This is a genomic window from Rhizobium sp. NFR07, from assembly GCF_900111905.1.
In the GTDB taxonomy this organism is placed as follows: Bacteria; Pseudomonadota; Alphaproteobacteria; order Rhizobiales; family Rhizobiaceae; genus Neorhizobium.
On sequence record NZ_FOKM01000001.1, the window covers coordinates 630,289 to 651,203 of the forward strand.

Below are 20,915 nucleotides of genomic sequence, written 5' to 3' on the forward strand. Positions count from 1 at the left end.
GGACTATCTGCGACCACCACCACCGCGGCCGCCACGGCCACCACCGCCATGATGCATCGGGCGACCACCGCCACGGGGTGCAGCACGCGGCCCGCCCCGCTGTCCGCCTCCCATGCTGTGCGCTCCGCGTTTCGAGCTGACGGCCTCCCGGCGTCCCGGCTGGACATTGCCGAGCGCATTCGGCTGACGCGCACGATTGTCCGGACGCGCCGCCATTTTCGGCGCACCCGCCTTCTTCGTGCTTCTTGCCGCTGATGCCGAGGAGTTGCGGGCCTTGGCCGCCGGACGATTGGCAGCCTGATTGTTGCGGGCAGCAGCCGGTCGGTTTTCGGCGGCCCGGTTGCCTGCCTGTCTCGCATTCTGCTTCAGGCCCTCTGTGGTGTTCCTGCGAACATCGTCGGGACGGATGCTGTTCGGTCTGTTTGCCAAACCGTCGGAGGCTTTGCGATCGCGCACCTGATTTTTCAGCGCGTTGCGGTTGTCCGACACCAGCCCGGACTTTATTGCCGATCGATCGAGACCTGCGAGCGTATCTTTCCCGATACCGAGCTTGCTGCGGTCCACCTTGCTCCAATCGACATCCTTCAATTTCAATTTTCCATTGAAATTCCGATCGTTGAAGCAGTTGTTGCAGTCGATATCGAGGTCTCCGCCACCCCAATTGCCGCCCCATACGCCCCAGTCATCCCAATTGACGATGGCGGCCCAGGCAATGCCGGTTACGGCACCCGCGAAAAATGCGGCACCAGGATAATAATAGCTGTCATAATAATCGTCGTGATAGGATATCGGCTGCGCTGCGTATCCAGGCTCATAGAGCATCTGGGGCGGATATTGGGGGAGGTAAATCTTTTCGGGATCGGTGGGCCGGATGACGACATTCTCGTTCTCGACCACCACCGTGATCTTCTCGTCGGTCTTGATCACATCCTTGGCCACAGCCTCTTCCCGAAGCTGCTGGATGGCGATCAGGACGTCCTTTTGCTGATACGTCAGTGCGTTGCCGAGCGATTGCGTCCAGGCAAGATCCTCACTCATCATTTTGACGATGTCCGGGTAGTTCAGAAGTGAAATGACGCTCCCGTCCCAGCCGTCATTGGGTTTCAGATCCTTGTCCTTCTGCCTTGCCTGCAGGAAGCGATCGGCTTCCACGACTTGCAACGGGAGAAGCGACGCGGCGGAAATTGCGGCGACCAGTTCGTCGGGATAGAGCGCGATGCGGGCCACCAGAACCTCAAGCTCGTCATCGGACAGCAGGTTGCTTTCTACGGCGGCAGGCCGAGGTGTCGGGGTCTGCGAATGAGCCGGCAGCCCGGGATAGGTCGACAGAAGCGCCAGCCCCGAAAGCCCGGCAACCAGCACGAAGGATTTTGATTTCATGACCCGTTCCCCTTATGGCGGTGAACCAAGCAGCACTAACGAGGCTGATGAGAGCGCACTCGCCGAAATCACGCTCTTCTTTTCAAGGCGCGTTTGCAGAGCAATGCATCTCGACGCCGTCCGCTGTTGGCAGCGGGACAACAACCACACAAAACATAGACCGTCTGAGTCAGAGAGGGGCGTAACTTACGCGACTATACTTTTGCCTGATTAAGCAGCGGCACCGCTGCCCGGTCAGATAAGTTTTGATGTCGCAAAGGCCGCACGCTGCCGCCATGCATTTGTCGCCCGGCAGGTTCGGGATCAAATGATCATCAACACGGAATGCCCGCTGCGATCGCCTAGGCGACCGGGCATCCATCCATCGGTGAACGGCTGGTCAGCCGCCGAATTCCCGTATTTTACACGATGTTACAAGCAAAAGCCCCGCATTGGTGCGTATTGTCAGGCCGACCACCGAGGGGCGGAATATTGCAATGTCCAGCTTGCCGCGGAGCCAGGTCTCGCCGCGGCGCCTCGCGCCGCAGATCCGAACCTGGAACCATGTTTAACGGATTATCGGCCTGACGGTCTCTCCGGGCTCATCAGCTCTCGATAACGCCTCATCCGATGGAAAGGACGTTCTGATGGAGCAAGTTCCTCATCCTACGGCTATCGATTACCTGCCCGTCTTCATCACGGAGCCCGGCCAGACCGACTACCTCTTTGTCGGTGTCGTCATCTTTCTGCTTCTGGCGATCCTGATTATCGGAAACCTCTATTTCCAGCTTCATGCGGTTCCCGAACGCATGGCCCATCGGACAAGCAAGGTGCAGATGGAGATCGTGGCGGTTTTGGCCCTCATCTCGCTTTTCACCCATAACCATCTCTTCTGGATCGCGGGGCTGCTGCTGGCCTTCGTCCAGATCCCCGATTTTTCAACGCCTCTCTATTCGATCGCGCAGTCACTCGCACGGCTTTCCGGCCGCGATGTGGAGAGGGAGTTGAGTGGTGAGCCCGATCCGCCGGAAGAGCAGCATTCCGAGAAAGCCGCTCTGGAAAACGAGACGAGGGACTGAGGGAGATCGACAATGCTGGAATTGATGCTCTGCTCCATGCTGACGATTTTCCCCGATTACCTCTATCGCCGTTACGTACAGCACAAGCGCATCGGATATGAGATCAACCTTTACACGATGTGGTACGAGTTGCGCTGGGGCATTTCGGCCTGTTTGCTGCTCACCATTTCCCTCATCACGCTGATCTTCTACTTCCATCCCTCGACCAAGAGCGTGACCGCCGTCTTTCGCACGGTGACCATCCTGCCGGAAGCGGTCGGGCGCGTTGATGAGGTCTATGTGGGTATCAACGAGAAGGTCCAAGCCGGTGCTCCGCTATTTCGCCTCGACGACTTGAAGCAGAAGGCCGCGGTGGAGACCGCACGACGAGCGGTCGCGGAACTCGAGGCCCAAGCCGAGGTGGCCCAGACGGAGCTGGCGACAGCCGACTCGCAGATAAAGGAGGCGCAAGGCGCCCTGCAGATTGCGGTCGACGAATATGAAATGAAGGCCCTGCTGCTGACCAAGGATGCCGTTGCTCGTCGCGAAGTTCAGCGGCTTGCCAATACGATCGAGTCACGCAAAGGCACATTGGGAGCAGCGCAGGCGAAGAAGGAAACACTGTCCACGCAGATCAGGGTGCTTCTGCCGGCGCAGAGAGCGAGCGCGGAAGCCGCGTTGGGGCAGGCGCAGGTGGAACTGGACAAGACACTCGTGCGCGCCGGCGTCGCCGGTACGGTACAGCAGTTCACGCTTCGCGTCGGAGACGTCGTCAACACGATGATACGCCCGGCGGGCATCCTCGTCCCGTCCGAAGCGGGGCGTGGCACCCTCATCGCAGGCTTCGGCCAGATCGAGGCCCAGGTGATGAAGCCGGGAATGATCGCCGAGGCAACCTGTATCGGCAAACCCTTCACCATTATTCCGCTGGTCGTGACAGAGGTCCAGGACGTGATCGCGGCCGGACAGCTGCGTCCGACGGATCAGCTCATCGATGTCCAACAGCTTGCCAGCCCCGGAACACTGACCGTATTTCTGCAGCCCCTCTACAAGGGGGGCCTGGACAACATCCCACCCGGCAGCAGCTGCATCGCCAACGCTTATACGAATAATCACGACGCGCTCGCCCGCGACGACATCGGTGTGGTCGAATGGTTTTTCCTGCATGCCGTCGATGCGGTCGGCCTGGTGCACGCGATGATACTGAGAATGCAGGCAATGTTGCTGCCGGTTCAAACCCTGGTTCTTGGTGGTCACTGAGCCCGCAGACTTCGGTGCGGGCGTGACAAGCAGGTTGTCATGCTCCGATTTCACAGACCCTCAGGGTTTAATATGACATATTGTCACTTACCTTAGCTTGTGCTTAAATTTGTTCCAATGAGATCTCGAGTAGCGCTATCGGGTGCCAGGGGGCGGGCGATGGAAAGTGCAAGATCAAATGGGCACGTTGCCTCGGAACCATCTGAAACTGAAGTAGAAACCCAGCTGGACAGGATACTCGCATGCGAGAGTGTCCACCTTCCGGAGAGAGCGCGGAATTTTCTTCGGTTCGTCGTGATGGAAACTCTGGCAGGTCGATCGCATTTCCTGAAGGCCTACACCATTGCGGATGTCGTCTTCGGCCGAAAGAACTTCGATGCGCAAAGCGATCCCGCAGTACGGATAGAAGCAGGCCGCATCAGGCGCGAGCTCGAGCGCTACTATCTCATGGCGGGACCAAACGAACCCGTCATCATCACGATACCCAAAGGCGGCTACGTGCCGACATTCAAGCGTTCCATCGGCTTTACGGGCGGCGAAGGCAAGTTGGACAATCCAGCCGGATCGGATGTACCCGCGCCGCCGGAAGAGTCCGTGAAGTCCGACAACGGGGCGTTGAGGCCAGGAGTGACGCAGCACTGGCTGGGGGCGGGAGGCCTGCTGGCGGGGGCGGTTTTACTGCTGGGAACGCTCGTTCTCCTCCCGTCCAATCCGGTCGAACCGTCCTTGAGCGAGGGTAGCGGACGCCCCACAGTCGCAGTCGATCTCTTTGATCATCCCGAAGGCGACAAAGACCTGCCGAAACTTTCGCAAGGCATCACTGACGAGATCATCGCGAAGCTGGTCAAGTTCAACGAGATCCAGGTCATCGAGGCGCAGACGGGTGCCGAAGGCACAGATCAGAAGCTTTCGCGCACGCGATACGTGCTGCAGGGGACCCTCAGAAAGGAAGGCAATCGGATCCGCTCGAGCGTACGTCTTGTGCGTCGTTCGGATGGTACCGTGATATGGGCAAGCAACTATGACACCGACCTCAGTGTCCAGGATGTCTTCGAAGCAGAAACCGCTGTGGCGGAAATGATTGCAACAGCCGTAGCCCAGCCGTTCGGCGTGCTGTTTCAATCAAGCATGAAGTCCCCGCCCGGATGGGAGGCATATGATTGTGCGCTGTCCTACTACAATTACCGCAGAGCAATAACCCAACCCACGCTCGCCGTGGCGCAGGCGTGCCTTTCGGCGTTGACGCGCAAGTTTCCGCAGGATGCAACATCCCTGGCCTTCCTCGCGATAACACACCTCGATCAGGTGCGTTTTGCCTACAAATTCGGAACACCACCATCCGCCGAAAATCTGGAAACAGCCTCCCAGCTTGCAGAGCGCGCCGCCGGCATAGACCCGCGCAACGCTCGGGCGCTTCAGGCCGTGATGTTGACCAGTTTCTTCCGGCACGACATTGACGCTGCTCTCGCAGCCGGCGCTGCTTCCTATGCTATCAATCCCAACGACACCGAGGTCGCCGGCGAATACGGACTGCGACTATCCATGAGCGGAAATTGGGATACCGGCTGCAATCTGGTGAGCAACGCCGTCAGCAAGGATGCCGGGCCTAAGGGCTATTACGAAGTCGGATTGGCACTCTGTGCCTTTATGAAGGGAGATCTTCAAGCCGCGGAACTTTGGTCGCGCATGTCTGATCTCGATTATAATCCCATGCACAGGATGGTCCTGATGTCGATCCTCGGGGCATCGGGGAAGACGGCCCAGGCCCGGCAGGAACTGGATTGGCTGAACGCCAACGCCCCGACGCTCATGCGAAACATCAGACAGGAAATAACCACGAGATTGGCAAGGCAGGAGGATCAGGAAAAGATTCTTTCCGGTCTGCGTGCCGGCGGAGCCATCATCGACGAGGCGGCAGCCTCAAAATAGGCGCCTCGGCCTTCTGCAGTCTGCCGCCGTCTGGATGGCAGATGATACACGATACTACAGGCATCAGCGGAGACCACATGCTAATTCGGAACCGATGCGGCACGACAAGTGGAGCCCGTGCATGCCGAGATGCCGTTCTGCTGTTCTACTCGTCCTGCTTCTTGGAAGCTGCGCGCGTCCGGAAGGTGTCATGGCACCGGTTGCACCCTCCACCACGGGAGTGACGGACAGGGTCGACATGCTGGTCGCTACGACACGCGAACCTTCAGGCTCACCTGCCACGCTCTTCGACGGCGAACGGAGTTCCAAACCACGCCTCACCCAGATTTCGGTTTCAATCCCTCGCCGGCGTGAAGCGGGTTCGGTTCAATGGCCCCATAGCCTGCCGCCCGATCCTGAAAGAGATTTCGCGGTCACGAATGTCCGACAGATGGAGACCGTCGCGGAAGGCCGCGCGTGGTTCAGTCGACAACGCAATGATGGACACGCTCTGGTTTTCATCCATGGTTTCAACAACACCTATGGGGATGCCGTCTTCCGGCTGGCGCAGATCGTTCATGACAGCCGGATGCACGCTACCCCCATCTTATTCACATGGCCTTCGCGAGCGAATATCACCGGATACCAATATGACAAGGAGAGCACCAACTACTCCCGCTCGGGGTTGGAACAGGCTCTGCGTACGCTTGCTGCCGATCCCAGCGTGAAGGACATAACCATCCTCGCACATTCGATGGGAGCATGGCTGGCCATGGAGGCATTGCGGCAGATGGGAATTCGGGACGGCCACGCTCACCCGAAGATCCACAACGTCATCCTCGCCTCTCCCGATATCGATATCCAGGTTTTCGCCAAGCAATATGTGGAAATGGGCGAACCGCGCCCGCGGTTCACGATTTTCACGTCACAGGACGACAGGGCGCTCGCCGTATCCAGCCTGATTACCGGCCGCGTGTCCCGTCTCGGAGCAATCAATCCGGCCGAGGAGCCTTATCGTTCAAGGCTCGAAAAGGCGGGCATCACGGCGATCGATCTCACCAAGGTTAAAACCGGAGACGGCCTCAACCACGGCAAATTCTCCGAGAGCCCGGAAATCGTGCAGCTCATAGGGCAGCGGCTGATGATGGGGCAGCCCCTCACCGATTCCACGGTCACGTTGGGCCAGAGCATCACCGCCGTGGTTGGCGGGACGGTGACGAATATCGGCACTGTCGCTGCAACGGCCGTTGCCGCTCCGGCCGTCATCTTGGAGCAACCACGTTCGCGCGCCCAGAAGCAACCGCCGCCTGGTGAGACGCTAGACGCCGACCTCAAGCCGCAGCAACTGGTGCATTAGCCGGCGCGTCGCCACCGTAGGGACGCGTCAATTACCGTAAAATACGTGCTCAACATTCCCTGCCCGTGCAAATCTGACCTGTCTTCACGTTTGGTGCACGATAGAGGCTGGGATGCAGAAAATAGCAATACGGCTGGCAGCCGCTGCACTTTTATCGACAGGACTTGGCACACCGGTCCCGGCGCAAACGCTGAGCTATGCGGATGCGGTCACGCAGTTGGCAGACGCCTGCGGCCGGGACATCAAGACTTTGTGCAAAGGCCTCAATCTCGGAAATGGACGGATATACGGCTGCCTTCAGGATCGTTCCGCCGAGGTCTCGCAAGGCTGCAAGACGTCGCTGGCCGGCGTGCTCCAATCCATCGCGCAACGAGAGCACGCACAGGCCTCGTACAAACAGCTGTGCCGTCGTGACGCGATAAAAAGCTGCGGAGGCATCAAGGGCGACGGTTTCGTTTTAGCCTGCCTGGCAAAAAAGGAACGCCGCGTCAGCGAGGAATGCAACCAGGCAATTACGGATGCGGGTTGGAGATGATGTGATGGCGGTTTCTGTTTCGAAAATGGCTCTTCTTCTCGCTGGTGGGATATTCTCCTGCAGCGTGGCCTTTGCCCAGGACGTATCGCAGGAGCGGATCATCAAGGGCCTCGGAAAGTTGACCGCGGCGGCCCCCGCGATCGATGTCGTCATCCTGCAGCAGGAAGCCGTGAACAGCGGCGGCAAGCCTATGTCTGCTCTGCCGAACTGGAAGAAGATCGCGAAGCTGCCGCAGATGGTGGTCGAGATAAACTTCGAGAACGATTCCATCGCAATCGAACCGCGCTCCTATCGCACCCTCGGCATGATTGCCGATGCGCTGCATCACCCCAACCTTTGGGACTACCGCTTCCTGGTGGTGGGGCATGCAAGTTCGACCGGAGGAGAGAAACACAATCTCGAACTCAGTGGTCAACGCGCGGATGCGATCAAGGAAGCGCTTTCCACCACCTTTGCCGTCGATCCGGCACGGCTCTTTGCGGTCGGCGTCGGCGAGTATCTACCTATCGAAGGCGTCAAGGCGGATGCCTCGAACAACAGACGCGTGCAGCTCATCAATCTCGGCGTTTTCAAAAGCAAATCCTGACCGCCGGGGCCTTTGCTCGTGTCTCAGCCCTTCGGCTCACGTCAGCTGAGCATACTCAGGCAGGACGCGACCGTTCCATACCGGATCCATACGGCCCGGATCCATCGGCATTGAAAGACACATTCCGCTGAACCACGAGGTAGGAGGCTGTCATGGTTGATGCGAGCATTTACGCCAAGTTCGAAGAGCTGAGCCCTTTCGAAATCAAGGATGAGCTTATCCGGCTCGCGCAGGTCGACAAGGCCGGCAAGGTCTATCTCAACGCCGGGCGGGGCAATCCCAACTGGATTGCGACGCGGGCTCGCGAGGCCTTCTTTCTTCTCGGCCAGTTTGCTCTGACCGAATCCAAGCGCACATTCTCCAACGAGGAAGCCGGGATCGCCGGGATGCCGCCTGTGAGCGGATGTTACGATCGCCTCAAGGCTTGGCTCGGCAAGCGAAAGTCGGACCCCGACACGCCTGGTGCCGAAACCCTCGAGGCGGCTGTGGACTTCGCGATCATGAAGTTCTCCTTCAACCCCGACGCATTCGTCAACGAGCTGACGGATTCCATCATCGGCGACCACTATCCCGTCCCCGACCGCGCGCTGGTGCACAACGAGGCGATCACCCACGAATATCTGATGTGGGCGATGTGCGCCGGCCACCTGCCCCATGCGAAATTCGACCTCTACCCGGTCGAAGGCGGCACCGCGGCAATGTGCTACATCTTCAAGGCCCTGAAGAATGCCCGCCTGCTCAACGCCGGCGACACGATCGCCCTCGTGACGCCGATCTTCACGCCCTATCTGGAAATGCCGCATCTGGAGGATTACGCGCTCAAGCAGATCCATATCTCGGCTGAGGCGGAAGACCGCTTCCAGCTCACGGAAGAGGATCTGAAGCCTCTTGAAAACAAAACGGTCAAGGCGCTGTTCATCGTCAATCCAGGCAACCCTTCCGCGGTTGCGATGGATCCTGAATCGATAAAACGCCTGGTATCCTTCGTAAAGACGAAAAGACCCGACTTGATGATCCTGACGGACGATGTCTACGGGACATTCGTGCCGAATTTCGAATCCGTGATGGGGCACCTGCCGCACAACACGATCGGCGTTTATTCGTTCTCCAAATATTTCGGTTGCACCGGATGGCGGCTGGGTGTCGTCGCCGTTGCCCAGGACAATATCTTCGACAAGACGATCCAGTCGCTGCCCGAGGCCACGCTGAAGCTTCTGGATGCCCGGTATAAAGCCCTCACTCCAAAGCCTCGCGAGATCAAATTCATCGATCGCATCGTCGCAGACAGCCGCGACGTCGCGCTCAATCACACTGCCGGCCTGTCATTGCCGCAGCAGGTGATGATGTCTCTGTTCGGCCTCGTGGAAATGATGGATGAAAAGAAGCTCTACCAGAAGGCCTGCATGGAAATCTGCGAACGCCGGTTCCAACTGCTCATGGACGGCATGGGGATCGAGTTTGCTGCCCGCCCTTATTTCGATCGCTACTATGGCGTTATCGACTACGAATACTGGGCGCGCAAATATGTCGGCGATGAGGTGACGGACTGGGTGAAGAAGAATGTCCACCCGCTGGATATCGCGTTCAAGCTTGCCGAAGACCACGGGATCGTTGTGCTGAACGGCTCAGGGTTTGAGGCGCCGAACTGGTCTGTGCGGGTGTCCTTTGCCAATCTCCCGGACGCCTCCTACAGCTCGATCGGTCGAGGCATCCGGGCCGTCGCGCGGGGTTATCTCCAGGCCTATCGCGCAGCCCAAGGGGAAACGGCGCAGCCATAGTCACCAAGGTGCTTCCGATCACCGTCAGCACGAAACCACAGGAGGCTGATCTATGACAACTACCCCGATTTCGGCCATGGCTCGCACTCGATTGAACGGTGCTTTCGCCGCAACGATCCTTGCTGCGGCTTTGCTGTGCAATGTCTCCGATCTGCGAGCCGAAAGCGGCTCCATGGCCGACTTCCCGTTCGTCATTCACTGCAAGTTCAAGGACACCTATCACGCCTTCTATGCCTCGCGCCTTTCCCCCGACGGGACCGCAACCTATGTCGCATCGGATCGAATTGCCGGTACGATCTCTTTAAGTGGGGAGGCAAAAGCAATCGGCAGCAACGAAGGGGCCGGAAGCTGCGCCGGGAAAACCCTGAAGGAACTCCGCGCCTCCGGCCAGGCATTCGACTTGAAGCGATAGGATGAAACCGCGTCACTACCGGCTCACCGTTTGAACTCGGCGACGAATAGCGTTGGCGTGAAATGCTTTGGAGAGTGCAGATGGGCAAGCATCCAATCACTTGGTTTCCCGCGCTGATCATGAGCGCGGCGCTCGCCGGTCCGGTTTATCCGATCGAACCCATCAAAGGCAGCCTCACCTATGATCAGCCCAACAAGGTGAGGCTAAAAAAAGCTCCCGTCGGCAGTCGATTCCGCCACGAATTCTTCTCCGGAAGCGATCAATACGTCGAAAGCTACATCGTCAATCCGGACAGGACCCTCAAGCTCACCGGACGGGTAAAAATCACACGCCCCTGAACCGACAAATTTCCGACGCCAGTGCCAGACGGTCACGTCTCGTGTGACGTTCGTCGGCTGTCGGGTGTCTATGCTATGGGGGCCTCCCAAGTGAGGAAGAAGCCGACATCGCCGGGTATGCCCCCGGGGAAATTGATGATCATCGCCTTGAGCCCATAGCCTTGCGGCTTGGCCACCTGCTGGAAGATCTCAAGCAGTTCCTTGGCCTTTCCCTGCAACGTGTCCTGCCATCCGGGGAGGTTGTTGTTTATGGCTCGACCACTGTCGGTGCACAGGTCGGACGGAAAGCTGAATATCAAAGCTTCGTATTTTCCATCCATTGCAGCCTTCATGACTAGGCGCTTCATCAGCGCGCGTTCATCATCACCGATCTGTTCATGGAGGAAAGCCTCAAGGAATTCCGCGTGCTTCACCGCGTCTCCAGCCTTGGTACTCTCATTGCGCTCAAGTTCGCGAAGCTGCTGCTCCAACGCATGCTTCCGAAGATCCGCGGCGCTTGTCATGGAATTGGTGACGGGTTCAGGTGTTGTCATCGTTACGCCCTCCCTAGCATGGGGAAACCTTACGTCGCGCGACATGCCTAACCCAGTAATATACGCGCTCGTTTCAGTAGGTTACGGTATCTTACGTTCGACCGCATCCTGATCTCGACTGACGGGCAATGGCCCCACGCGCGCGGCTGCCAGGTCGACGATGAGCGCCATGCAGCCCATGGCGACAGAAGCGGGCTGCACGCGCTCAGAACGTACGCTGGAAACGGAGCATTCCCGACCAGGCGTCGTCATCGAGAGTTGAGTTGTCCCATTTCGTGTAGGCCAATTCCGGTTGGATGAGAAAGCCGGAAACCGGGGTCCATTGCAGGTTGGCAACGACCGACAGGACGTCGCTGTCCGAATAAGCAAGCTGGGTGTTGGCGGCAAGCTTGTCGGTGAACTTGTACGCGGCGCCGGCCCATATGGCCCAATCCCCCCAGCCAAATCCGTCGGTAATTTCCGGGGCATAACTATGGAAACTGTCTCCGTCGGAATTCCAACCTGCCATGACGAACGCGCTGAAGGCGTCAAACGTGCCCCCGACGCGAACCTTGATTGCGCCCTCTTCAGCGGATTCATCATAGCCGGCGGTCAGTCCGACCAACCATCTGTCGTTGTCGAATTTCACCCCGCCCGCGACATTGACCCAATCGCTCGCTCCACCTGGAACATCATCGTCGTTCTGTCCGTCATCCTCCAATGCAATAAACGCTGAGAAGCCATTGCCGGCATTGTAGGTATAGGCGAGCATGGGAACCTCGCTCGGACCGTAGTTGATGATATCGTCATTCTCGACATTGCCTGCGTAATCGATGAAGGATTCGTAGAGAGAATTCTGCAGCCCCGCGGTAAAGCCGCCGAGTTCGATCGTCGCCACCATCAGGCGGGTGCGCGTTGCGTCCGGGAAGTTGCCGCCATTGTCGTCGTCATTATGCGGATCGTAGTCGAAGCGCGCCGTGATATTGGTTTTCAGCGCGCCGTATTCGGTATCGGATGCGGTGCTTAAATAGAGTTCGACACGGGTGTTTGTATACGTGCCATCGGCATCGGGAGCAGACGCGTCGCCGTAAACCGCATCGAACCGAACGCGCCCGCCGACCTTCAGACAGGTTTCCGTGCCTGGGATATAGAAATATCCGATGCCGAACGCGTCACAGACGCGGACATAGTCCATGGGCTCGGGCTCGGCCGCCACGATGGCATCCGCACCATGGGCACCGGATGCCAAAACAAGCGCCCCAGCACAGCAGAAAATTCCGTTCCTATTCATGCCCGCGTTCCACCTCATCATCTTCCTCCCAACCCTGCAAAGATGTTCAGCGAAGCTAATGACCCCGTAGCGTACAGACATCGTTGAACCATGTGCCACGTGAGTACAGTTCCGCGCTGTGATATCGCGCATCCCTCAATAGATTTTCGACATCAGACAATCAGGAATGCCCCCCGGAACTCCATGCGATCTTCCGCAACTCGATGCCCGTCATCACTCAGCCCCCGAGACCTGCCAGCCTCGAACTCTCAGGGGTGGAGAGTACAGCCATGGCGGCGTGGCGAGCAGAGAATCGATGTATGTTACGCGCAATCCAGGGTGGATCCTGCAACTCGTTGCGGTGCTTCAGACGAATGCAGGGGCCTGCGGGAAAAGCCGTAGCAGTTAACCTTTGCCGCGAGATTGCTGAATAAAACTGAGCGCATCCGCCTGGCTTCTGATCCTACATGCGCAGAGTCTGGATGCTGATCCTGATTAAACGACAGCAGAGAAACAACGGAAGCTTCGGTCTCAGTCGCGCCACCTCGTCAGGGAGGAAGCAGTGTCGCTGACGATCTCGCGCAGCCAACGATGGGCCGGATCCTGACGATATCGCACATGCCAGGCCATTTCGACCGGAAACGTGCCAAGATCCACTGGAGCTTCAACCACCTTGAACCGCGGATCCCGCTCAAGGCTGCGACAGATCAGCTTGGGTAGTGTCGCGCAATAGTCGGTAACGGCAATCATCTCGGGGACGGCAAGAAAATGCGTGACCGAAACCGCGACCTCTCTCTTGAGGTTCTGCTTGGACAGTGCCTGGAACACACCGGCCCGGATGCGTCCGGGAGGAAGTACGTTTACATGTCTCAGCGCTTCGTACTGCTTTCTGGACAATGTCTCGCCGACAGTCGGATGGTCAGCGCGCACGACGCAGGCGAGACCGTCGTCCATCAGATGCTGGACCACGAGATTGTCTGGAGGGTCGACAACCCTGCCCAACACCAAAGCGGTTGTTCCCGAAATCACACCGGTTTCACCGAGATCGTTGCCGAACGGCGTCATCCGCAAGCTGATCCCAGGTGCCTGTTGCTGAAGCCTCGTTATCAGAGCCGGCATCAAGACAAGTTCGGCATAGCTGTTGGGTGCGATGAGAAACAGGCGCTTCGCTTTGCCGGGGTCGAACTCCTGCTGGTGAGCAACAACATGATCCAACTGGCTCAAAGCCGCTTCGATCGCCGGGGCGATTTCCTCGGCAAGCTGCGTCGGCCTGATGCCGTACCTCTCCCGGATGAAGAGTTGGTCACGGAGCGTATCCCGCAGCCGGTTCAACGAATTCGACAGCGCTGGTTGCGTGATACCCAGCCGATTGGCGGCACGGGTGACGCTGCGCTCTTCCATGAGGGCCATGAACACGGGCAAGAGGTTCAGATCGTACTTCATACAGATATACTGCCACATGAATATCTAAAATCCACGAAGTAAATTTCTTGAATGTCTGTCTCCGTGGCATGTTCTCGTCATAGGGAAGCCGAGATGGCCTCTCGAAAACAGTTCAACCCCTGTCGCGCGATATGATGGCGCGTCTACTATGCAAGGATAAGACGATGAAAGTTCTCATGATTCTCACGTCCCACGACACACTCGGTGATACAGGCAAGAAGACGGGTTTCTGGCTGGAGGAGCTCGCTGCCCCCTATTACGTCTTCAAGGACGCTGGTGCCGAAATCACGCTTGCTTCGCCCAAGGGAGGTCAGCCGCCGCTCGACCCCAAGAGCGACGAGCCCATGTTCCAGACCGATCTGACGCGACGGTTCACCGCGGATACAGAAGCCAATGCTCAATTGGCCAGCACCGTGCGCCTCGAAAGCATCGATCAGAAGGATTTCGACACGGTATTTTACCCCGGTGGCCATGGCCCGATGTGGGATCTGGCGGAAGACCGAACCTCTGTCCGGTTGATCGAATCCTTCATTGCCGCCGGCAAGACGATCGCGCTCGTCTGCCATGCCCCGGGCGTGCTGCGCCACGTCAAGAAACCAGACGGCACTGCGTTCGTTGAAGGTCGCCATGTGACCGGATTTACGAATACCGAGGAAACCGCAGTCGGGCTGGACAAGGTAGTGCCGTTCCTCGTTGAAGACGAGCTCATCGGCCTCGGTGCAGTGTTTTCAAAGGTGAAGGATTGGGGTGTCCACTCGGTCGTGGACGGTCAGCTTATCACCGGACAGAACCCGGCATCCTCCGGCGAAGCTGCGGAAGCTCTTTTGGCTGCAGTAGGCCAGCAATCAACGAATGACGCCTGATTACAAGGGCAGTCCCTGAGCTACTGTCGGCCGACACCGGCAGTAGCTCCCTCATCAGGAATAGCCATCCCCAACCTCATTCGGCAGTTACTCCTTCAGATGACGGGAAATGGCTGGTGTCCACGGTTGCAGCGAACGCCAGCCGTACCGGTCAATCAATCGACCGGCACAGGGCGCAGGAACCGCGCATGCAGGCAGAGATATCCTATAATTTCACGTCCCTACGCACTCATCTTGGCGTCGGACAAGATCTCTGAAAATCGTTTCCGCCAGACCCGTCGCGAAGCCCAATCCTGGCTTATCTTTATCCGGCTTCAAGAGGAGCGCATCATGAAGGTCATAATTGTAGGTGTCACCGGTGGCGTTGGCGTCCGGGTCGCGAGAGGTCTGACCGCTCGAGGTCATCAGGTGACCGGCATGGTCCGCCGTTCCGGGCAGGCGAGCAGTCTCGAGCGTGAGGGAATTGCAGCTGTCGTCGGCGACGTTGCGACAGATGCAGTTGAGACACTCGCAAATTTCATCAGAGGTCATGACATCGTTCTCTTCACGGCGGGCGCAGGCGGTAGAGATGGCCCGGAGGCGACGGTCGCGGTCGACGGTGATGGACCGGCAAAGGTGGTCGCGGCCATGAAGATTGCCGGCGTGAACCGCTTCTATCTCGTTTCGGTTTTTCCGGAAGCCTGGCGCGAACGGCGAATGGACGAGGATTTCGAACAGTACATGGTCGAAAAGAAAAAGGCGGAAACCCAGATCACCCTCACCGACCTAGACTGGATCATTCTTCGACCCTCCGCGCTGATCAATGAACCCGGCGTCGGGACGGTCGATCTGGGGCTCGCCAAAGTGCACGAGGAAATCCGCCGTGACGACGTTGCGGATACGTTGATAGCGCTGATGGAACGCCCGGAAATCCGTCGCTCCATTCTGGAGGTTACCGGTGGCGAGACACCCATCGCAGACGCGGTTACCGCTTTGATGTCGTCGGGTAAAGCATCCTGAGGCCTATGGAGCCACGACCATTTACGCGGATTGTCCGGTTTGGAGACCGTTTCGCCGGCCTGTAGCCGGCGATCGGAACCTGGATTTTTCGGACTTGCCGACCGCCGCGTGTCTTGAACACGATCTCTGATCTCTGAGCCGATACGCAACTCAGCAGGATTTCCCGACGACAGGATGGATCGAATTCAGTTCTCGACTTAATCCGAGCAGAGGAGAGACAGAGCTAGGCAGATGCCGATGTCCCGGGCAATCACTCTCGTCCCGCCCGGATTGTTGTCTCTCGCTTTCTCGACAAACGCGTCACGAGTGCGCGTGCTGTCGTATTGGTAGATGTAGGTGATCTCGGGTTTGAACGACGAGACAGCCTCGATGGCCTCGTCGACGCCCAGTGCATACGGCGGGTAAAGCGGCAGGAATGCGATATCGATATCCTTCAGTTGCAGCATTTCCGGCACCGCATCCGAAGATCCGGCAATATAAATTCGTCGGCCATCGATGCTTACGACATAACCGTTGCCGCGTCCTCTGGGATGCCATTGCGCGGATTGACCGGTAAGCCCATAGGCCGGGATCGCCTCGATATGGATCGAACCGAGTTCCGACGACGTCCCGTTCGCGAGCGAAATTGCCCTGCCTTTCAGCTTGGGAGGGAGCTGCTCCATGACGAACGGCGGCACGACAAGCTGCGTATTGTCACCGACGATCTCTTCCAGCGTATCCGCATCGTAGTGTTCATGGTGCTCATGGGAGACAAGAACGATGTCGGGCGCGGGATGGCCATCGTACCTGGACTTGCCTCCGGTCGGATCGGTGTAGATGACGCCGATTGGCGTCCTGATCACAACACTCATCTGCTGAACCTGCTCGACGCTGATAATTCCGCTGTCGGAGCTGAAGTCATCGCTCTCGATGTCCTGCGCCCGCGCTCCCTCGCCGGAGAATCCGGCGATGACGATAAAGGGAACAAAGCCAATCCATGCGAAACGAAATGCTGGTCGAGCGAGCATTGGTCACTCTCCTTTTCTGACTTTTTCACACGCAGGCATTCTCACGCGCATCGGCAGTGGGAACGAGCTGCATCCGTCTGTTCGTAATTAAGATGTTATTGCTGGGCGGATTGGCCCAGTTCGCGTTTCAGGGTCGCCCGCAAGATCGCAGCGTCATCGCTCGGCGTCAGATTGAACAAACGACGATAGTCACGATTGAATTGGGAGATGCTCTCGTATCCAACGTCGTAGGCAACGGAAGAGATCGTATTCGCGCCTGACAGGACACGCCGGGCCTCCTGCAGCCGCACGCGCTTCTGGAACTGCACCGGCGACAACGATGTCACCGCCTTGAAATGCCTATGGAAGCTGGGAACACTCATGTTCGCCTGCGCCGCAAGGTCAGAGATGCTGAGTACCTCGGATATGTTCTCCCTGATCCAGGCTGTGGTTCTACCGATGCGCGCGGCATGACCGTTTGCAAAGGCAAGCTGGCTTAGAAGAGGGCCATGCTCGGTATGAAGCAGGCGCCACACAATCTCGCGCCGGATCAGTGGCGCCATGACCGGAATATCACGAGGTCGCTCGATCAAAGACACAAGACGAATAAGCGGGTCGAAGAGGTCCGGATCGAGCGTGTATTTGCCCGCGACCTGATTGTCAGGCGCCTTCGGGCGGTGACCCGATTGCTCGCGAACGAGATCAGCGACAACGGATGGGTCTATCTCCAGATGAATTGCGAGATACGGAGACGAGGGATGGGCCTCGGTGACCTGCGAAGTTACCGGAACATCGGCAGCACACAGCAATGACTCACCTGCTGCATAATGAAAGGGAGTTTCCCCCACCATCATTTCCTTGACCCCTCGCCCGACCAGTCCGAACGACGGCTGATAGATCGAATGTCCCACCTCGGACGGAGAATCCGTGCGTCCCACCTTCAAGCCGGGGATCGGCGTCACATAGTCATAGCGCGCGTGATGTTCGATCACCTCAAGCAGGTCGGAGAATTTCGGCTTCTGCATTGGCATCAAACTTCCTCCAAAACATGCTCGATACGCAGCGGCAGATCGCGCAGCCGTTTTCCGGTCGCATGATAGACTGCGTTCGCGATTGCCGCAGCCATCCCGACCGTTCCGACTTCACCGACACCCTTGACGCCGGCGGCGTTGACCAAATTGTCCTCTTCCGGAACCATGATGGCTTGAACATCGGCTATATCCGCGTTCACGGGCAAAAGATAATCAGCAAGATTTGCGTTGATATAACTGGCATTACGTTCATCGATTTCCGTCTGCTCGTGAAGCGCGGAACTTATGCCCCAGATCATGCCGCCCACGAGCTGCCCATGGGCAGTGCGCGGATTGATGATGCGCCCGGCAGCAAATGCGCCCACCGCGCGCGATACGCGCAGTTCGCGCGTACGTGCGTGGATCCGGACCTCGACGAACTGTGCCCCGAAGGCCAGTTGAACGCGATCCGGCAAATGAACACCACCGCTCATCGCAACCCTTCCTCGATACATGCCCTGAACGCTTTCCGGCGGCAGTCCGTGGGCACGTGTCTCGGCGAATTCCTCAATATTTCCGAGCCCCGATGCCCGCATTGCAGTCATCACATCTGCGGCCGGAGAACCGCCGGTCTGCAACCGTCGACGGATCGCATCGCAAGCCGACATGATCGCTGGGGCAAGGCTTGCCGTTCCGGCTGACCCGCCGGCGACGATGGTCGGCGGCAGATCGGTATCTCCAAGGGAGACGGTGACGTGTTCTATCGGCACGCCGAGTTGCTCAGACGCGACCTGCGCCATCATCGTGTACATGCCCTGTCCAAGCTCGTGGCCGGCGCTGGACACGTGAACCCGCCCATCGGAACTGAGCCGCACGCGTGCTGCGGAATTACCCGCCTGCGTGGGATAGAAAGCCGCTGCGCATCCCCAGCCAAGGAGCCAATCGCCGTCGCGCATCGACCCTGGCGCAGCGGTTTTTCCTGCCCACCCGAACGCCGCGCCTGCGGCATCGAAACACTGCATCAACGACCTGCTGGTATAGGGCAGGCCGGCGATCGGTTCGACCTTGGTGTCGTTGACACGCCTCAACTCGACAGGATCCATCTTGAGCGCATAAGCGAGCTCGTCGAGCGCACATTCGAATGCAAAGGCGTAGGGAACTTCTCCCGGACCTCGCATGAAGCCCGGCGTGGAGCGATCCGTCTTTGCAACATTCACACGGCCCTCGATGTTCGGGCACCCATAAAGCCTCAGGGTGATGGCATTTCCGCCGAGCGCCAGCACGTCCGCACGCGAAGTGACTTCCCAGCCTTCATGGCTGCTGGCGATCAGCCGACCCGTCGAATCGGCGGCCAATTGCACATGATGTCGGGTCTCTGCCCGGTATGCCGACAGGAAAAAGCCTTGCTCGCGGGTTGCTACCAGCTTGACGGGTCTGCCGATCCTGCGCGCGGCAATGGCGACCAACGCCGTGCGTTGCGTCAGAAATCCCTTTGCTCCGAAAGCACCACCCACATATGGATTGACGACCCGGATGAGCTCCGGATCAATGCCAAGCTGCTCCGCCAGTCCGTATTTGATGTTGTTGAGATACTGCCCTGGCTCATAAACGGTGAGACGATTACCATCCCAGACGCACTGGGTCGCAAATAACTCCATCGCATTGTGGTGCTGCACAGGAGTTGAGTAACGCGCGTCGATTTTCACTGCAGCATTGGCATATGCAGCCTTGAAATCGCCAACGCCCAAGTTCATCGGCTCCAGCGCGGTCATATCCACCCCGGCGGAATCGAAGCTGGATGCCGGTTCAGAGACATCGTAGGAGACACCGATCTTTCGCGCCGCCTCGCGTGCGATCTCGTAACTCTCCGCCAGGACCATGGCGATCGGCTGGCCCCAATAGGCTATCTCCGCGGAACCGAGCGGCCGGACGGAATCCGCCACATATCCGCCTGTATACAGCGCTTGGGTCTGTCTGATGCTTTCGCCGACAGTCTGATGTGTCAGAATCTCGATGACACCGGGGATAGCTCTCGCTTCGACCAGATCGAGCGACCGGATCACGCCGCGCCCAATCCGGCTCGTCAGAAGATAGGCGTGCGCTGTTTTCGCAAGTTTCACGTCGCTGGCGTAAGTCGCCGAGCCGTTCACTTTCTCAAGCGCCTCATAGCGGCGATAGGGCTGCCCCATCGTCCCGGTCGCCTGCGGAAATCGGGTATCAGCCACGGTGCGCCTCCATTGCTGCGGTTTCGAGCAATGCCCGCACAATCGCAGACTGCCCGACACTTATCTTGAATGCATTGTGAGCCTGGGCCACCGCGCCTGCAAAAGCAGTTCTGGCCGCTTCTGTTGCGGATGCCTCGTTCAACCTCCGACCGCGCAAGAGATCTTCCGCATCGACTGCGCGCCAAGGCGTGGTTGCTAACCCGCCCAAAGCGATCCTGACATCCGTCACCATACTGCCCTCCAACGCCAATGCTACAGCCACCGATGCGACAGCGAATTCGTAGGATTGGCGATCGCGAACCTTCACGTAGCGTGAACGACGGGTCCAAGGGCCGTCGGGAACGAGAATTTCCGTGATGATTTCGCCAGGGCGGAGGCTGGTTTCAAGGTGGGGCGTGTTGCCGGGTTGAAGGTGGAGCGATGCAAAGGGCATGCTTCTGGCCCCATCCGGACCGATCAACATGATGGCCGCGTCCAGCGCCATGAGGGCTTGTGCAAAATCGCCATGATAGGTTGCGATACAGTGTTTGCTGGTTCCCAGCACGGCATGCTGGCGGTTAACGCCGCCAATCGCGGCACAGCCGCTGCCAGGCGATCGCTTGTTGCAGGCTGCCCATGACGGATCGCGGAAATAAGCGCAGCGGGTCCTTTGGAGAAGGTTTCCGCCAAGCGTCGCCATGTTGCGCAACTGGGCGCTGGCGGCAAGCGAAAGGCTCTGAGCGATAACGGGAAAGTGGCTGATGACGTCGGGATGGTCAGCAACGGTCGCCATCTTGGCAAAAGCACCAAGGCGCAATGTCGAACCATCGAAGCGGATCGCCGAGAATTCGCGAGCTGACGAATTGAGATCCACGACATGGCTCGGCCGCATGACATCCAGCTTCATCAGATCGATGAGCGTCGTTCCGCCAGCAAGGAAAGTTGCGGTTGCCTCGGCATTCCGTGAGTGTTTCTGTGTGCCCGAAACGATCGTTTCGGCGAGCGATACCGGGCGGGAATAATGAAACGGTTGCATG

Annotated in this window: 19 protein-coding genes; 11 read left to right on the plus strand and 8 right to left on the minus strand. The window is 58.4% G+C overall.

The window, feature by feature from the left end:
• Window positions 1-3 precede the first annotated feature (3 nt).
• Window positions 4-1,380, minus strand: a complete 1,377-nt coding sequence (locus BM216_RS02780) for a DUF3300 domain-containing protein (RefSeq protein WP_092994518.1) — start codon at window positions 1,378-1,380, stop codon at window positions 4-6.
• A 626-nt stretch (window positions 1,381-2,006) separates the two neighbouring features.
• On the opposite strand from BM216_RS02780, the gene BM216_RS02785 reads away from it, so the two are divergent.
• From BM216_RS02785 to BM216_RS02825, 9 genes are all read left to right on the plus strand, one after another.
• Entirely contained in the window at window positions 2,007-2,438 is a 432-nt protein-coding gene (locus BM216_RS02785; protein WP_092994521.1) for a hypothetical protein, read from the plus strand.
• 12 nt (window positions 2,439-2,450) lie between these two features.
• The gene (locus tag BM216_RS02790; protein WP_092994524.1) at window positions 2,451-3,677 is read left to right on the plus strand and encodes an HlyD family secretion protein; all 1,227 of its coding nucleotides are present in this window, start codon (window positions 2,451-2,453) and stop codon (window positions 3,675-3,677) included.
• A gap of 159 nt (window positions 3,678-3,836) precedes the next feature.
• A complete protein-coding gene (locus BM216_RS02795) occupies window positions 3,837-5,606 on the plus strand; it encodes a hypothetical protein (RefSeq protein ID WP_177230691.1) in 1,770 nt (589 codons plus the stop codon).
• Between the two features lie 121 nt (window positions 5,607-5,727).
• On the plus strand, window positions 5,728-6,942 hold the full coding sequence (locus tag BM216_RS02800) for an alpha/beta hydrolase (protein WP_092994530.1): 1,215 nt from the start codon (window positions 5,728-5,730) through the stop codon (window positions 6,940-6,942).
• A gap of 112 nt (window positions 6,943-7,054) precedes the next feature.
• Complete coding sequence (locus BM216_RS02805) at window positions 7,055-7,477, plus strand: cysteine rich repeat-containing protein (RefSeq protein WP_092994533.1); 423 nt, start codon at window positions 7,055-7,057, stop codon at window positions 7,475-7,477.
• Window positions 7,478-7,481: 4 nt separating this feature from the next.
• On the plus strand, window positions 7,482-8,063 hold the full coding sequence (locus BM216_RS02810) for an OmpA family protein (RefSeq protein ID WP_092994536.1): 582 nt from the start codon (window positions 7,482-7,484) through the stop codon (window positions 8,061-8,063).
• A 152-nt stretch (window positions 8,064-8,215) separates the two neighbouring features.
• Window positions 8,216-9,841, plus strand: a complete 1,626-nt coding sequence (locus BM216_RS02815) for a bifunctional aspartate transaminase/aspartate 4-decarboxylase (RefSeq protein ID WP_092994539.1) — start codon at window positions 8,216-8,218, stop codon at window positions 9,839-9,841.
• A 52-nt stretch (window positions 9,842-9,893) separates the two neighbouring features.
• Window positions 9,894-10,253: a hypothetical protein gene (locus tag BM216_RS02820; protein WP_244530044.1), complete on the plus strand. Its 360-nt coding sequence runs from the start codon at window positions 9,894-9,896 to the stop codon at window positions 10,251-10,253.
• An 80-nt stretch (window positions 10,254-10,333) separates the two neighbouring features.
• On the plus strand, window positions 10,334-10,591 hold the full coding sequence (locus BM216_RS02825; RefSeq protein ID WP_092994545.1) for a hypothetical protein: 258 nt from the start codon (window positions 10,334-10,336) through the stop codon (window positions 10,589-10,591).
• A 68-nt stretch (window positions 10,592-10,659) separates the two neighbouring features.
• On the opposite strand, the gene BM216_RS02830 is transcribed toward BM216_RS02825, so the two are convergent.
• From BM216_RS02830 to BM216_RS02840, 3 genes are all read right to left on the minus strand, one after another.
• Window positions 10,660-11,124, minus strand: a complete 465-nt coding sequence (locus tag BM216_RS02830; RefSeq protein WP_092994548.1) for a hypothetical protein — start codon at window positions 11,122-11,124, stop codon at window positions 10,660-10,662.
• 205 nt (window positions 11,125-11,329) lie between these two features.
• Window positions 11,330-12,394, minus strand: a complete 1,065-nt coding sequence (locus BM216_RS02835) for a porin (protein WP_092995102.1) — start codon at window positions 12,392-12,394, stop codon at window positions 11,330-11,332.
• Window positions 12,395-12,904: 510 nt separating this feature from the next.
• A complete protein-coding gene (locus BM216_RS02840) occupies window positions 12,905-13,816 on the minus strand; it encodes a LysR family transcriptional regulator (RefSeq protein ID WP_092994551.1) in 912 nt (303 codons plus the stop codon).
• 164 nt (window positions 13,817-13,980) lie between these two features.
• Here BM216_RS02840 and BM216_RS02845 point away from each other — a divergent pair, with 164 nt between their 5' ends.
• Entirely contained in the window at window positions 13,981-14,679 is a 699-nt protein-coding gene (locus tag BM216_RS02845) for a type 1 glutamine amidotransferase domain-containing protein (RefSeq protein WP_092994554.1), read from the plus strand.
• A gap of 330 nt (window positions 14,680-15,009) precedes the next feature.
• Complete coding sequence (locus BM216_RS02850; RefSeq protein WP_092995105.1) at window positions 15,010-15,678, plus strand: SDR family oxidoreductase; 669 nt, start codon at window positions 15,010-15,012, stop codon at window positions 15,676-15,678.
• A 197-nt stretch (window positions 15,679-15,875) separates the two neighbouring features.
• Here BM216_RS02850 and BM216_RS02855 read toward each other — a convergent pair whose 3' ends face one another.
• The 4 genes from BM216_RS02855 to BM216_RS02870 all read right to left on the minus strand — a co-directional run bounded on the left by BM216_RS02855 (window position 15,876) and on the right by BM216_RS02870 (window position 20,914).
• Window positions 15,876-16,685, minus strand: coding sequence for an MBL fold metallo-hydrolase (locus tag BM216_RS02855; RefSeq protein ID WP_092994557.1), 810 nt, complete (start codon window positions 16,683-16,685; stop codon window positions 15,876-15,878).
• Window positions 16,686-16,780: 95 nt separating this feature from the next.
• Window positions 16,781-17,695, minus strand: coding sequence for an AraC family transcriptional regulator (locus BM216_RS02860; RefSeq protein WP_210217013.1), 915 nt, complete (start codon window positions 17,693-17,695; stop codon window positions 16,781-16,783).
• Entirely contained in the window at window positions 17,695-19,899 is a 2,205-nt protein-coding gene (locus tag BM216_RS02865; protein WP_348271988.1) for a xanthine dehydrogenase family protein molybdopterin-binding subunit, read from the minus strand. The genes BM216_RS02860 and BM216_RS02865 overlap by 1 nt, the downstream gene beginning before the upstream one ends.
• Window positions 19,892-20,914: an FAD binding domain-containing protein gene (locus tag BM216_RS02870; RefSeq protein ID WP_092994560.1), complete on the minus strand. Its 1,023-nt coding sequence runs from the start codon at window positions 20,912-20,914 to the stop codon at window positions 19,892-19,894. Before BM216_RS02870 ends, BM216_RS02865 begins: the two co-directional genes overlap by 8 nt.
• Window position 20,915 lies beyond the last annotated feature (1 nt).